Raw genomic sequence first — 13,695 nt, 5'->3', positions numbered from 1 at the left:
TTGGACGTACGCCCGGTCATGCCAGCTCCTCCCGAATCCTGATCCGGCTGCCGACCAGGCGCGGATCGCGCTGCTCGACCGCCGGCTCCCGGGTGCGTCGCCAGTCGGTCAGCGCGGTGCGGATGACCACCCGCGCCGGTCGATCGGGGTCGACGTGCCGGAAGATGAACGACGTGGTCACGATGGCGAGCGCGATCTCCCAGGCCGGGAAGAGCTCGACCGTCAACGTGAACAGCCAGTGGATGAACATGTAGAGGGGGACCAGCAGCATGAAGAGCCCGTACTGGGCGTAGGGCAGGTGGACCGGAAGGGTGTAACCGGGCGGCCCGAGGTAGACCAGGCGGGCCCGGTAGATGTCGTCGTCGGTGCGCAGCCGCATCTGGTGAACGCGCCTATTCGAAGATCAGGTCGATCAGGTAATCGCCGACGAAGAAGAGCGTTGCCGCGCCGGCGATGAAGGCGAGGCCGACGATGGCGATCGCCGAGCTGGTCAGCACCTTGGAGATCTCGCCCCGGCTGGCACGACCGATGAAGATGACGCCGAGGACGGCGAGCAGGATCGGCGCGATCTTGCTGGCGAAGAAGGTGACGACACTGTTGGTGTCGATCCCCTTCGGTGCCGGCTCGGCGAGCGGAGCCGACGCCAGGGTGGAGAGCGCGTGGGCGACGCCGGACGACGCCGTCTCCATGAGCTCGAAGGCGATCACTGGAACCTCCCCATAGCGCGGCCGGCGGTGCCGCTGCGGTGCAATAGGCGAGCCTGGCGGGAAAAGTGCTCCACAGGGCGCAGCGTTCTTGACCCTGTGTTCGTTACTCACCACAGAGCGTGGCGAGGTTTGGGCGGTTTTCCCCCGCTTCGGCCCTCCCTCCAAGCTTCGCCATCTCGATGCTGGCCAATTCCAAAGCGTACGGGCCGCCCCGGATTGCGACAAGCCGCGAAGGGCCTGCCCGATGCTGCCCGAATGACCGATCGTACACCTGTTCCAATGAGCACGTCAGGGGTGGTGGTGCGAGGTCGACCCGCGTCGGCGGGCACCGCTGCCGCGACCGGTACCGTCTAGTCGTGACCGATCTGGTGCGGGCTCCGGGCCCGGTGGTGATGGGCGTCCTCAACGTCACGCCGGACTCCTTCTCCGACGGCGGACGGTACGCCGACCTCGACGCTGCCGTCGGACACGGCGTCCGTCTGCGCGACGCCGGTGCGCACCTGGTGGACGTCGGCGGCGAGTCGACCCGTCCGGGCGCCGAACGGATCGACGCCGCGACCGAGGTCGAGCGGGTGTTGCCGGTCATCCGCGAGCTGACCGCCGCCGGCGTCGTCGTCAGCATCGACACCAGCCGAGCCCGGGTGGCGGAGGCTGCTCTGGCCGCCGGGGCGACTGTGGTCAACGATGTGTCCGGCGGGCTCGCCGACCCGGACATGGCCCACGTGGTCCGGGACGCCGACTGTCCCTGGGTGTTGATGCACTGGCGGGGCCACTCCCGTCAGATGCGTGAGCTGGCCACCTACTCCGACGTGGTGGCCGACGTGCGAGCCGAGTTGGCCCAACGCGTCGACGCGGCGCTGGCCGCCGGGGTGGCCGCCGAACGCCTCGTCGTCGACCCCGGCCTCGGCTTCGCCAAGACGGCCGCGCACAACTGGGAGCTCAGCGCCCGACTGCCGGAGCTGCTGGACCTCGGCTACCCGCTGCTCTTCGGCGCCAGCCGCAAGTCGTACCTCGGCGGACTGCTCGCCGCCCCGGACGGCACGCCACGGCCGACCGCCCAGCGGGAGGCGGCCACCGTGGCCACCAGTGTCCTGGCGGTCGCCGCCGGCGCCTGGGGCGTACGCGTGCACGACGTGCGGGCCACCACCGACGCGCTCGCCGTCTGGGCCGCGACCGGCAGCCCACGCCTCACCCCCACGCGTCACGGCCAGGACAAAGCCGGCCAGGACGAAGCCGGCCAGGACGAAGCGGGCCAGGACAAAGCCGGCCAGGACAAAGCCGGCCAGGAGCGCGCGGCCCGAGCGCGAGAGGTCCAGGCGCGAGAGATCGAGGGGCAAGAGACCCAGGGGCAGAAGGTGCGGCGATGACCACGGACCGGATCCAGCTGACCGGCCTGCGGGCCCGTGGCCGGCACGGGGTGTACGACTTCGAGCGGGCGCAGGGGCAGGACTTCGTGGTCGACGCCGTCCTGGAGTTGGACCTGGCACCGGCCGCCGCCAGCGATGACGTCAGCGACACCGTCCACTACGGTGAGTTGGCCGAACGCCTGGTCGCGGTGGTGACCGGTGAACCGGTCAACCTGATCGAGACTCTCGCGGACCGGCTCCTCACCGTCTGCCTGGCCGACGAGCGGGTCGCCGTCGCCACGATCACCGTGCACAAACCGGAGGCCCCGGTGCCGCACACCTTCACCGACGTGGCCGTCACCATGACCCGGACGCGTGCCCGGTGACCAGGGCAGTCTTGTCGCTGGGCAGCAACCTGGGCGACCGTCTGGAGCACCTGCGCACGGCTGTCGCCACGCTCGGCGACGCCGTACTCGTGCTCTCCGGGGTGTACGAGACTCCACCGTGGGGCGATGCCGACCAGCCCGCGTACCTCAACGCGGTGGTGCTGGTCCAGGACACGACGGCGACCCCCCGCGACTGGCTGGAGCGGGCCCGCGACGCGGAGCGCGCGGCCGGGCGCGTGCGTGACCCGCAGCGGCGGTTCGGGCCGCGCACCCTCGACGTGGACGTGATCGCCGTCTGGGGTGACGACGACGAGCCCGTGCTCAGCGACGACCCGGAGCTGACCCTGCCGCATCCGCGAGCGCACCTGCGCGCCTTCGTGTTGCGACCGTGGATCGACATCCAGCCGTACGGTCGGCTGCCCGGCCACGGCTGGCTGACCGACCTGTTGACCACCGGTCCGGCGGCGGAGGAGGCGCTGGAACTGCGTCCGCGGCCGGAGTTGGCGTTAGAGTCGACGGCATGACCGAGCGGAGCCGTCCGGCATGACGCAGGCGAAGTCCCCACCACCGGGCGGATCGGGCCCGGATCGGTCCCGAATGGGCCCCACCCGGATCTCGACTCTCGTCGTGGCCGCCCTGGGCGCGGCGGCGGTGGCCTGGCTGCTGATCAGCACCCTCTACTACAGCGGCATTCCCCGGCTGCCCTGGCTGCCGGTGGTGACGCTGGCCGGGTTGGCCGTGCTCGAGGCGTACGCCGCGATCAACACCCGGGGCCGGATCGAGCGCAAGCCCGGCCGGGACCCGGTGAACCCGCTGCTGGTCGCCCGTTTCGTGGTGCTGGCCAAGGCGTCGGCACTGGCTGCGGCCATCTTCGCCGGTTTCTACGCGGGGCTCACCGGATGGCTCTTCGTGGAGACCACCCGCGCCGCGCTGGACGACCGCCCGGCTGCGGGCGGTGGCCTGCTCGCCTCGCTGGCCCTGGTCGGTGCCGCGCTGTGGTTGGAGCGCGCCTGCCGGGTGCCGGAGCGCCCGGACGACGACCGCGAGCAGGACCCACGGGACAGCCGCCCCGGTCAGCGCTGAGCAGGGGGTTACGCCCGGCTGCGGGCGCGGGTACGGTGCCTGCGATCGGGGAGCAAGGGCCACCCACGGTTCGTCCGCGCGCCGGACCGGGACGGCCGGCCACTGGGGAGGCGCGTCATGGGGTACGAAGAAGTGGGCCGGGAACGGTCGGCGGAACCCTCGTCCGGGGTGCCCGTCGCCGTGCTGGAGAACGTCTTCGACGACCCCACCCATGGTGAGCCCGGCCGGGACCGGATCGGCGTCCATCTGGGGTGGGAGTTCCTGCTGCTGGCCGGGCTGGCGACCCTGGGCTGGCTGCTCTGGCAGGACGATCCGGCCGCCCTGCGCGGCGGCAACCTGCGCACGTTGTTGGTGGCCGCGGTCGGGTTGGGGTTGCTCGCCCTGGCTGCCGGGCTGAGCCTGCGCACGGCGGCGCCGAACCTGGCCGTGGGGCCGATCGCGGTCGCCGCCGCCCTGCACTACGCCGAGCAGGGCGATCGGGGTCTGCCGGCATCGGTCGGCCCGGCCGTGGCGGTCGCCGCGCTGGGCGGGCTCGCGCTGGCGCTGGTCGTGGTGGTGCTGCACGTACCGGGCTGGGCCGCCAGTCTGGGCGGCGCGGCCGGGGTGGTGGTGTACATCGAGCAGCGTTCGGCACCGGTGCTGGTGCAGGGCGACTACGACCCTGGGCGCAGCGCCGGGTACCTCTTCGCCGGGTTCGCCGCGGTGGCCGTCCTCGGCGGGTTGTTCGGTGCCATCCGGGCCATCCGGCGGCTGGTCGGCAGGTACCGCCCGATCGCCGACCCGGCCCGTCGGCGGGGCACGGTGGCCGCCGTGGTCACCGCTGTCGCGTTGGTTGGTTCCAGCGTGCTGGCGGCCCTCGCCGGCGTGCTGCTCGCCGCCAACGGCCCCGAACTTGTCGCGCCCACCTCGGGGCTGGACTGGACGGTACTGGCGGTGGGGGTGACCCTCCTCGCGGGCACCAGCGCGTACGGCCGTCGAGGCGGCGTGTTCGGCACGCTGCTGGCGGTCGGTGTGGTGACCCTCTTCCAGACGTACGCGCCGGAGCGCGGTTGGACGCTGAGCAACTGGGCGGTCGGTGGGGCCGTGCTCGGCATCGGGCTGCTGGTCACCCGGCTGGTCGAGACGCTCGGGCGACCACGGTCGGGCAGCATCGACAAGCCCGAGCCGGTGAGCGACGGCACGATCAGCACCGGCTGGACCATGCCGCAGTCCCAGCCGGTCGACAACTGGCCCCCGACGTTGCCGACTCCCGCCGCGCCCCAACCCGTGGACCCGTGGCGGGATCCGCGTTGGGAAGACGGCCCGCGCCGCTGGGACACCGACGAGCGGTGACAGGCGTCGCGTCGCGTCCGCCGAGCCGGGGCTGATCTCGACCGTTAGGCTCGGCGGCATGACCGACACACCTGCCGCCACCCCCGGCGGAACCTCGTTCGAGGAGCTTGACGCGTTGCCCACCGAGGAGCTGCGGGAGCGGGCGTTCGCCCTGGCCCGGGAGCGTCGCGACGTGAAGTTCTACTGGTCGGTGATCCGCCATCTGCCGAACGCGGACGAGGCCACGGTCCTGGACGGCGCGCCGAACTCGATCGGCCCGACCATCGACGAGGCCAACGCGTTGTGGCGGGAGCTGACCGGTCACGGTTACGAGGAGTCGGCGCCGCTGCTGCGGGCCGCCTTCATCGACTACCTGATGAAGCACTGAGCCGCTCGGGGCAGCCCAGGTCGGCCCGAGCGACCGGTTCGGGGTCTGGGCGTATCGCGTCGCTCCTGCACCGTACCGGCCCGGTCGGCCGGTACGGCACGGCGGCCGGCACCGGCGCGCTCGCCGTGTTGCTGCTGGTCGGCATCGCTGGCAGCCCGGCGTTCACCGGATGGGCCGCCACCCAGACCGATCCGGAGTCGGCCGCCGCGTTCTACATGCGCCTGCTCGCCTGGCCGGCCTGGCGACTCGACGCGGACGGGGAGGCCGGCGGTTTGTTCGCCGCCGACCTGCGAGCCGTGCTGCTGGTGATCTTCGCGGTGGGCCTGCTCTACCTGTTGCCCGCTGCCCAGGTGGCCCGGGTGCCCGGCTCGGTCAGCCAGTTCTTCTCCGGCTGGGCCGCGTACGTGCTGGCCGCCGGGCTCGCCGCCGTGCTCGCGGCGCTGCTCGGCCCGAGCCCGTCGCTGCTGGGTGCCCTGCAGGATGCCAGCACCGGCGCCGGCTACGGCTTCCTCACCGGGTGGATCATCGGCACCGCCAGCCTCGGCGGCCGCGCCTAGCCCGAAGCGGGCCGCGCCTGGCCCGAAGCCGACGCCGGCCGTTCCGAAGCCCGGGACGGGTCAGCTCGTCGGGCGGCCGAGGTCGAGCAGGCGCTGACGGGTGAGCGTGCCCACCGGTCGGCCCGCGTCGGTCACCACGAGCTGGTCCCGCCCGGAGGTGAGCAGCACCGCCAGCGCGTCGTACGCGGAGCCGTCCAGTGCGACGGTGGGCAGGTCCGCGGCGGCGTCGCCGGGCACCGGCTCCAGTGACTCCCGGTCCAGGGGGGTGACCGCCAACCGGCGAATGCCCCGGTCGGCGCCGACGAACTCGCGTACGAACGGGGTGGCGGGCGCGCCGAGCAAGGCGGCCGGCGTGTCGTACTGCTCCAGGTGCCCGCCCCCGGAGAGCACCGCGATCCGGTCGCCGAGCCGGACGGCCTCGTCGAGGTCGTGGGTGACCAGCACGATCGTCTTGCGGACCTCGGCCTGCAGGCGGAGGAACTCCTCCTGCAGGCGGGCCCGCGCGATCGGGTCGACGGCCGAGAACGGCTCGTCCATCAGCAGCACCACCGGGTCGGCGGCGAGCGCACGCGCCACCCCGACTCGCTGTCGCTGGCCGCCGGACAGCTCGTTCGGGTAGCGACCGCCGAACTGGGCCGGGTCCAGCCCGACCAGGTCGAGCAGTTCGTCGACCCGGGCCCGGGTCCGGTCCTTGGGCCAGCGGAGCAGACCCGGCACGGTGGCCACGTTGGCCCGGACCGTCTGGTGTGGAAAGAGGCCGACGTTCTGGATCACGTACCCGATCCGGCGGCGGAGCCGCACCGGGTCGACGTCGGTGACGTCCTCGTCGCCGAGCATGATCCGGCCGGCGGTCGGCTCGATCAACCGATTGATCATGCGGAGCACCGTCGACTTGCCGCAGCCGGACGGGCCGATCAGCACCACCAACTCGCCGGCGCGGACGTCCAGGCTGAGATCCCGGACGGCGTCGGTGCCGTTCGGATAGCTCTTCTGGATGCCCTGCAGGGAGATCGACGCCGCACGAGGGGATTCGGCCACGTCGGCGGCCTCCGGGGTAACGTCCACGTATGTCCTTCCGCCTGAGCTACCGGGCCGACCCGGGTAACCCCTGGTTCTCCTGGCAGTACGTGCGGGACAACTCTGACACGATCCTCGCCGCGGTGCGCGAACACGCCTCCCTCACCGGGCGCGCGGTGTTGATCGCGGTGCTGATCGCCCTGCCGTTGTCCGTTCTGGCGTACTGGTTCCGTCCGCTCGCCGGTCCGATCCTCGCCGTCAGCGGGGTGGTGTACACCATCCCGTCGTTGGCGCTCTTCGCGTTCATCGCCCCCTACCTGGGCACCGGTGCGACCACGGTGTTGGTCGGGCTGGTCCTCTACGCGTTGCTGCTGATCGTGCGCAACGCGGTGGCCGGGCTCAACCAGGTGCCTCCGGAGGTCGGCGAGGCTGCCGAGGGCATGGGGTACGGCCGGTGGGGGCGGTTGTTCCGGATCGACCTACCGCTGGCCCTGCCGGGCATCGTGACCGGCGTCCGGCTGGCCACCGTCTCGACGGTGGCGTTGGTCACGGTCGGGGTGCTGGTGGGGCATGGCGGTCTCGGGCAGTTGATCTTCGCGGGGTTCCAGAACAACCTCTACAAGGCCGAGATCATGACCGCCGCGCTGCTCTGCGTGGCGCTCGCGGTCCTGCTCGACCTGCTGCTCGTCCTGGTCGCCCGGCTGGTGACCCCCTGGTCCACCCGGAGGGCACGGTGACCGTCGCGGCGAACCCGATCGGCCAGGCGATCGTCTGGATGAACGATCCACTGAACTGGACCAACCCCGGTGGGATGCTGGACCGCCTCGGTGAGCACCTGACCATCTCGGCGCTCGCGGTGACGCTCGGCTGCCTGGTGGCCTGGCCGCTCGGGCTCTGGCTCGGCCACCTCGGCCGAGGCGGTGGCCTGGTGGTGTTGGTGTCCAACGCCACCCTGGCGATCCCCACCCTGGCGCTGCTGACCATCCTGCCGGTGGTCTTCGCCAGCGGCTTCGGACGTACGCCGGTCGTGGTGGCTCTGGCCGTGTTCGCCGTCCCGCCGCTGCTCGCCAACGCGTACACCGGGGTGCGGCAGGTGGACCCGGAGGCCCGCGACGCGGCCCGGGGGATGGGCCTGTCCGGCGGGCAGTTGCTGCGTCGCGTCGAGCTGCCGCTCGCGGTGCCCTACCTGGCGGCCGGGTTCCGGACCGCCGCGGTCCAGGTGATCGCGACCGCAGCGCTGGCGTCGTTCGTCAACGGTGGTGGCCTCGGCCAGATCATCCGGACCGGGTTCGGCATCGGTATCGCCGCCGGCGGTGGTCAGATCGTGGCCGGCGGTGTCCTGGTGGCCGGGTTGGCGCTGTTGGCCGAGGTGATCCTCGGCGGCGTCGAACGGCTGGTCACTCCCCGGCCGTTGCGGCGCGGGCGGCAGGCCACGGCCCGGCACCGGCCCGCCGACGCCACCGGGAGCGCCTGACCCGCCGACTCGTCCGGGTGAGCCCTGCGTCGAGCTGGCCGCCGGCGGTGGGCACATCGGTGACGATGCGGTGACGAAGTCCACCTCAGGTTGTCGGTCGCTTCCGGACCATGTTGGGTGGATATTCGCGGGCGACCGACAGTCAGGATCGCCCGTCGGACACGCGGCCGGCCCGGAAGGGGTCGCGCCGGGACACGGAAGGCGGGCACATGCGCGCACGTACACGTCTGGCTATCGGCGCGGTCAGCGCCGTCGCCGGGGCGGCACTTCTCACCGGCTGCGGTGACGCCGGCTCGTCCGGCACCGACGCACCCGCAACCAGCGCCTCCGGCGCAGGATGCGCCCCGGTCGCCGGCCAGCAGCTCATCGCTCTGCAGGACGACAAGAAGCTCCAGAACTCCGACAACATCATCCCGGCGGTCAACAGCAAGGCCGCCAACCCGCAGCTGATCGCCGCACTGGACAAGGTCTCCGCGGCGCTCGACACCCCGAAGCTGATCCAGCTCAACAAGGCCGTCAACGACGACCGCAAGACCCCCAAGGTGGCGGCCGAGGAGTTCGCCAGCGCCAACAACCTCACCGCGGGCATCGCCAAGGGCCCCGGTGGCGACATCACTGTGGGCGCCGGCAACTTCGCCGAGAGCCAGACGTTGGGGGAGCTGTACCGGATCGCGCTCACCGCCGCCGGCTACCAGGTCAAGGTGCAGCAGATCGGCAACCGGGAGCTCTACGAGCCGGCGCTGGAGAAGGGTGAGATCCAGGTCGTCCCGGAGTACGCGGCGACCATGGCCGAGTTCCTCAACACCAAGGCCAACGGGCCCAACGCCCAGCCGATCTCCTCGCCGGACATCAACACGACGGTGACCGCGCTCAAGGCCGAGGGCGACAAGGTGGGCATCACCTTCGGTGCCCCGGCTGCCGCGCAGGACCAGAACGCCTTCGCGGTGACCCAGGCCTTCGCCGACAAGTACGGCGTGCGCACCCTGTCGGAGTTCGCCGCGAAGTGCTCTGGCAGCGCCACCGTGCTGGGTGGTCCGCCGGAGTGCGAGCAGCGTCCGTTCTGCAAGCCGGGTCTCGAGAAGACGTACGGGCTCTCGGTGGGCAGGTTCTCCTCGCTGGACCAGGGCGGGCCGCTGACCAAGAGCGGTCTGCGCGACGGCTCGATCAGCGTGGGCCTGATCTTCTCCTCGGACGGTGCGTTCGCCACCAGTTGAGCCCTCTCCCGAGGCGTTGCGGACGCCCCCGCCCCGACCGGGCGGGGGCGTCCGCGCGTCCGGGGACCCCGTTCCCTCCGGCAGCTCTCCTCGGTAGGCTGCACATCCATGCCAGCCCCGGTCACCTCTGACGCCCGGCGTCAACCACCGCTGCTGACCATGCTCTTCTGGGCGGGCGTGGCCCTGGCACCGGTGGCGGCACTGATCCTGCTGGTCGCCGACGGCAACGGCCCGCTGCGCTTCGCCGCTGTGCTCGCCATCGTCGCGGTGGTGCTGATCGGCCTCTCCATCGCGCTGCGCCCTGACGCGGAGGGCGCCTCGGCGCGGGCCGACGAGCTGCTGGACGAGATGGAGGAACTCCGCCGGGAGTTGCGCGCCGAGATCGTGGCCGCCGCGCAACGTGGTAACCAGGCGCTCGACCAGGCGCAACGCGCTCAGGAGGGGATCGCCGCGGTCCGCCGCCGTCTCGACGCCAGCGGTGCCGCCCTCGCCGGTGCCGTCCCCGCCGGCGAGCCGGCAGGCGCCGGGCGAGCGCGGGTGCCGGCCGCTGAGCCCCCCATGGACGACGTTCCGGTGGCCCGCAGCCGGGTCCAGGCGCCGGGCGACGCGCCGGCCGGCCGCGCCCGGGTCGCGGGCCCGGGCGACGCGCCCCGACGGGGTCGTTCCGAGCGGATGGTCGACGACGAGTCGGCGTACCCCCGGGAGGCCGCCGAACCGCCGGCCGCCGCCGGGATGTACGGCGCGGAACGGTCGGCCGGCACCGCGTACGGCTCAGCCCGTCCCCGAGAGCACGACCGTCCCGAGCCCGCACACCGCCCGGCCGGTGTCGTCCGGCACACCGAGACCGTGCACGTCACCACCCGGCACACGGTGGTGGACGGCGGGCACCCTGAGCCAGCCGGGCGCTTCGGCGGCGGGTACGGCAGCCAGTGGACCCCGCCGGCGCAGGAGTGGAGCAGGGGTGCCGAGCGGCACACGCCGGACTTCGAGGCGGACGAGTCGGGCTGGACAGGCCGCCCGGACGAGCCGGAGTGGACCGATCCGCGCGACGCGTACGCCCATGCCGACGAGCCCGGCCCGGCCCGCTCGCACCGCACGCCGGAGAGGCCCGCCTCGCGCTCCTGGGACGACCCGGACGATCGCGGTTGGTCGGAGCAGCGTGACCGGACGAACGCCGCCGCGCCGCAACCCGGACCACCGCTGCGGGCCGACGACACCGGTGAGTACTGGTCGCAGTTGCGGGCCGGTGACCGGTGGGCCGCCGTCCGCGACGACGAGAACGGCCGTGAGCTGCGGGTCGGCGAACGCAGAGCCGAGGTGCACGCTGACGCCAGCGGCACCGAGTACCGGATGGCCGACCGCTGGGCGGCCGTCCGTCACGAGGAGCCCCGCCGTCACGAGGAGCCCGAGGCGTACCACTGGGACGAGCCGGCGCGCCGGCACGACCGCGACGGTGGCTGGCGGGGCGAGTCGGCGGGCCGGCCCGCGCTGCCCGAGGGTGGCGTCCCGGTGCCGGACGAGTGGCGCCCACCGCGCCAGCGCGGCCACCAGGCGGAACCCGCCCCGGAGCGGCCCGGTCGTCGCCGGGTCGACGAGCGCTACGGCTACCCGCCGCAGGACGACGTACCGCGTGCCGGCGGCACCCCGCCCGGTGATCGCTGGCGCTGACCGGTCACGCGGTTCGGGTCACTTGTCGATGTCGCCGACGACGAAGAACATCGAGCCGAGAATCGCGATCAGATCCGGGACCAGGCAGCCGGGGAGCAGGGTGGCCAACGCCTGCACGTTCGCGTACGAGGCGGTGCGCAACTTCAACCGCCACGGCGTCTTCTCACCCCGGGACACCAGGTAGTAGCCGTTGATGCCGAGCGGGTTCTCCGTCCAAGCGTAGGTGTGCCCCTCCGGCGCCTTCAGCACCTTCGGCAGTCGGGTGTTGATCGGCCCGGTCAGCTGGTCCACCCGGTCGAGGCACTGCTCGGCGAGGTCCAGCGACGCGTACACCTGGTCCAGCAACACCTCGAATCGGGCATGGCAGTCCCCGGCGGTCTTGGTGACCACCGGCACGTCCAGCTCGTCGTAGGCCAGGTAGGGGTCATCGCGGCGCAGGTCCAGGTCGAGCCCGGAGGCGCGGGCCACCGGCCCGGACGCCCCGAACGCGGCGGCGTCCGCGGCGGTGAGCACGCCCACGCCCACCGTCCGGGCCAGGAAGATCTCGTTGCGCCGGATCAGGTGGTCCAGGTCGGGTAGCCGCCGACGTACCTCACCGATCGCCGCGCGGGCCCGGCCGGTCCAGCCGTACGGCACCTCCTCCTTGAGGCCACCCACCCGGTTGAACATGTAGTGGATCCGGCCGCCGGAGACCTCCTCCATCACCGCCTGGATGGTCTCCCGTTCCCGGAAGGCGTAGAAGATCGGCGTGATCGCCCCGATCTCCAACGGGTAGGAGCCGAGGAACATCAGGTGGTTGAGCACCCGGTTCAGCTCCGCGAGGGCCATCCGCAGCCAGGTGGCCCGCTCCGGCACCTCCATGCCCATCAGGCGTTCCACGGCGAGCACCACGCCCAGCTCGTTGGAGAACGCCGAGAGCCAGTCGTGCCGGTTGGCCAGCACGATGATCTGCCGGTAGTCGCGCACCTCGAACAGCTTCTCCGCGCCCCGGTGCATGTAGCCGACGATCGGTTCGCAGGCGACCACCCGCTCGCCGTCCAGCACCAGCTTCAGCCGCAGCACACCGTGCGTGGAGGGGTGCTGCGGGCCGATGTTCAGCACCATGTCGGTGCCGAGCTGCTCACCGCCGGTCCCGGCGACCAGGCCGGCCCCGGTGCCGACGGTCAGTTCACGAAGGTCCCCGGCGTCGGTGGTCATGCCCGTCATCGTGCCACGGCCGGCCCGAGTGGGATGCCGACCGGTTGGCGCAACCACCAGTGCCCGCCGAGCCCGGCCGGGTCGGTCAGCTCGGCCACCGCCGACGCGGCGGCCAACGCCCGCACGTAGCCGGCCGGGTCGGTGCCGGCCAGGCTGAGCGGCGGTCGGCCGCCGTCGGCCCCGAGCGCCCGCAGCGCCTCCCGCTGCGAGACCAGGGAGTACGCACACCGGGCGACCGCCGCACCGGCGGAGGCGACCGAGTCCATGGCCACGTGCGCGGTCACGTCACTCGACCCGTCCGGAACCGGAGGCACCTGCCGCCCACCCCGGTACCCGGTCAACGTCCCGTCGACGGGCCGGCCCTCCTTCAGGTGCCCATAGTCGACGGCTACCGCGAGACCTCGGCTGATCTTTGTTATCGCATGTGCCCAGGCTTCGTCTCTCGTCCGCCCGATCTCGGCCCGTAGGTAGTCACCGTGGGGGGTTTCCGGGCAGCCCGGCCGGCTCCGGGCGGTCAGGCTTGATCCCTGCGCCGGCCGGGCTGCCCGGAAACCCGACTCGCTTCCGCTTGTCGTGCCCGCCCAGGTCACCCCCAACCCCGGGCTGTCCACGCTGGCCGGGCTCGCTGGACTGGGCCACCAGGTCGTCAGCCAGTCGAGGTCGTCGGGGGTGACCGGTTCGCCGATCGTCTCCACGCCGCTGTCGGGGTCGACGAGCACATATCGCCAGCCCTCGGTGGTGTGCACCGCCACGTCCAGCGGGACGTTGTCCAGCCACTCGGTCGCCAGCAACAGCCCGTTGATCTCGTTGGGGATCTCTGCGGTCCAGGTGATCTCTTCGGGCAGGTTCTCGGGGCGGTCCGCGTACTCGACTGCTGTGAAGTGGATTCGTTCCGCGAGCGACGGACGGGCGGCGACGGGCGACGGATCGTCGGGCGACCGGCGGGCGGAGGCCGTGGGAGTCAGGGTTTCCGGGGAGCCCGCCCGCGCAGGGATCAAGCCTGACCGCCCGGAGCGGGCGGGCTCCCCGGAAACCCCCACCGCGCCCCCGACGGCGCCCCCCACCGCAAGCCCGACGAGAGCCCGCAGCAGCTCCCCCCGCCCCGCGCCCACGTCCACGACATCGAGGCGGGCAGGGTGGCCGAGGACTGCGTCGACCTGCGTGAGAAGGCGCAGCAGTGCGGTGGCGAACGCTGGGGACGCGTGCACGCTGGTTCGGAAGTGGTCGGCCGGCCCGGTGCCGGCGACGAAGAAGCCGCCCGGCCCGTAGAGCGCGTGACTCATCGCGTCCCGCCACAGGACCGGCATCAGTTCACTCCGCGTAGGTGCGTCACCGTGCCGACCCTAC

Annotated in this window: 15 protein-coding genes and 1 pseudogene; 11 read left to right on the top strand and 5 right to left on the bottom strand. The window is 72.5% G+C overall.

Translation table 11 applies throughout. The annotated features are described in order from the left end of the window. Positions 1-16 precede the first annotated feature (16 nt). Both O7614_RS31875 and O7614_RS31870 read right to left on the bottom strand, forming a co-directional pair. On the bottom strand, positions 17-379 hold the full coding sequence (locus tag O7614_RS31875; RefSeq protein WP_053654782.1) for a hypothetical protein: 363 nt from the start codon (positions 377-379) through the stop codon (positions 17-19). Between the two features lie 13 nt (positions 380-392). Then, positions 393-707, bottom strand: coding sequence for a hypothetical protein (locus O7614_RS31870; protein WP_030327982.1), 315 nt, complete (start codon positions 705-707; stop codon positions 393-395). 356 nt (positions 708-1,063) lie between these two features. Between O7614_RS31870 and folP the strand changes: the two are divergent. The 7 genes and pseudogenes from folP to O7614_RS31835 all read left to right on the top strand — a co-directional run. Further along, positions 1,064-1,897: pseudogene (gene folP / locus O7614_RS31865) on the top strand (dihydropteroate synthase); the annotation flags it as partial. 173 nt (positions 1,898-2,070) lie between these two features. Then, on the top strand, positions 2,071-2,439 hold the full coding sequence (gene folB, locus O7614_RS31860; RefSeq protein ID WP_278142046.1) for a dihydroneopterin aldolase: 369 nt from the start codon (positions 2,071-2,073) through the stop codon (positions 2,437-2,439). After that, positions 2,436-2,963: a 2-amino-4-hydroxy-6-hydroxymethyldihydropteridine diphosphokinase gene (folK, locus tag O7614_RS31855; RefSeq protein WP_278142045.1), complete on the top strand. Its 528-nt coding sequence runs from the start codon at positions 2,436-2,438 to the stop codon at positions 2,961-2,963. Before folB ends, folK begins: the two co-directional genes overlap by 4 nt. Positions 2,964-2,982: 19 nt before the next feature. After that, positions 2,983-3,522, top strand: coding sequence for a DUF3180 domain-containing protein (locus tag O7614_RS31850; protein WP_278142044.1), 540 nt, complete (start codon positions 2,983-2,985; stop codon positions 3,520-3,522). A 117-nt stretch (positions 3,523-3,639) separates the two neighbouring features. After that, entirely contained in the window at positions 3,640-4,854 is a 1,215-nt protein-coding gene (locus tag O7614_RS31845; protein WP_278142043.1) for an ABC transporter permease, read from the top strand. Positions 4,855-4,912: 58 nt separating this feature from the next. Beyond that, positions 4,913-5,221 carry a hypothetical protein gene (locus O7614_RS31840; RefSeq protein ID WP_030327972.1) on the top strand — a complete coding sequence of 103 codons (309 nt, stop codon included), beginning with the start codon at positions 4,913-4,915 and terminating at the stop codon, positions 5,219-5,221. Positions 5,222-5,346: 125 nt separating this feature from the next. Further along, positions 5,347-5,778 carry a hypothetical protein gene (locus O7614_RS31835; RefSeq protein ID WP_278142042.1) on the top strand — a complete coding sequence of 144 codons (432 nt, stop codon included), beginning with the start codon at positions 5,347-5,349 and terminating at the stop codon, positions 5,776-5,778. 60 nt (positions 5,779-5,838) lie between these two features. On the opposite strand, the gene O7614_RS31830 is transcribed toward O7614_RS31835, so the two are convergent. Continuing rightward, positions 5,839-6,843, bottom strand: coding sequence for an ABC transporter ATP-binding protein (locus O7614_RS31830; RefSeq protein ID WP_278142041.1), 1,005 nt, complete (start codon positions 6,841-6,843; stop codon positions 5,839-5,841). A gap of 2 nt (positions 6,844-6,845) precedes the next feature. On the opposite strand from O7614_RS31830, the gene O7614_RS31825 reads away from it, so the two are divergent. From O7614_RS31825 to O7614_RS31810, 4 genes are all read left to right on the top strand, one after another. Beyond that, positions 6,846-7,532 (top strand): ABC transporter permease, encoded by a 687-nt coding sequence (locus O7614_RS31825; protein WP_278142040.1) that lies wholly within the window; start codon positions 6,846-6,848, stop codon positions 7,530-7,532. Positions 7,533-7,570: 38 nt separating this feature from the next. Further along, positions 7,571-8,269 (top strand): ABC transporter permease, encoded by a 699-nt coding sequence (locus O7614_RS31820; RefSeq protein ID WP_278142449.1) that lies wholly within the window; start codon positions 7,571-7,573, stop codon positions 8,267-8,269. A 209-nt stretch (positions 8,270-8,478) separates the two neighbouring features. Then, positions 8,479-9,483, top strand: a complete 1,005-nt coding sequence (locus tag O7614_RS31815) for a glycine betaine ABC transporter substrate-binding protein (RefSeq protein ID WP_278142039.1) — start codon at positions 8,479-8,481, stop codon at positions 9,481-9,483. Between the two features lie 108 nt (positions 9,484-9,591). Further along, on the top strand, positions 9,592-11,151 hold the full coding sequence (locus O7614_RS31810) for a hypothetical protein (protein ID WP_278142038.1): 1,560 nt from the start codon (positions 9,592-9,594) through the stop codon (positions 11,149-11,151). 18 nt (positions 11,152-11,169) lie between these two features. Here O7614_RS31810 and O7614_RS31805 read toward each other — a convergent pair whose 3' ends face one another. Both O7614_RS31805 and O7614_RS31800 read right to left on the bottom strand, forming a co-directional pair. Continuing rightward, complete coding sequence (locus O7614_RS31805) at positions 11,170-12,357, bottom strand: NADH-quinone oxidoreductase subunit D (protein WP_278142037.1); 1,188 nt, start codon at positions 12,355-12,357, stop codon at positions 11,170-11,172. Further along, positions 12,354-13,655 carry an SAM-dependent methyltransferase gene (locus O7614_RS31800; RefSeq protein WP_278142036.1) on the bottom strand — a complete coding sequence of 434 codons (1,302 nt, stop codon included), beginning with the start codon at positions 13,653-13,655 and terminating at the stop codon, positions 12,354-12,356. The genes O7614_RS31805 and O7614_RS31800 overlap by 4 nt, the downstream gene beginning before the upstream one ends. Positions 13,656-13,695 lie beyond the last annotated feature (40 nt).

The organism is Micromonospora sp. WMMD961, assembly GCF_029626145.1.
Classification (GTDB): Bacteria; Actinomycetota; Actinomycetes; order Mycobacteriales; family Micromonosporaceae; genus Micromonospora.
The sequence above is the reverse complement of the archived record's forward strand: the minus strand, read 5'-3'. Positions and strand labels throughout refer to the sequence as shown.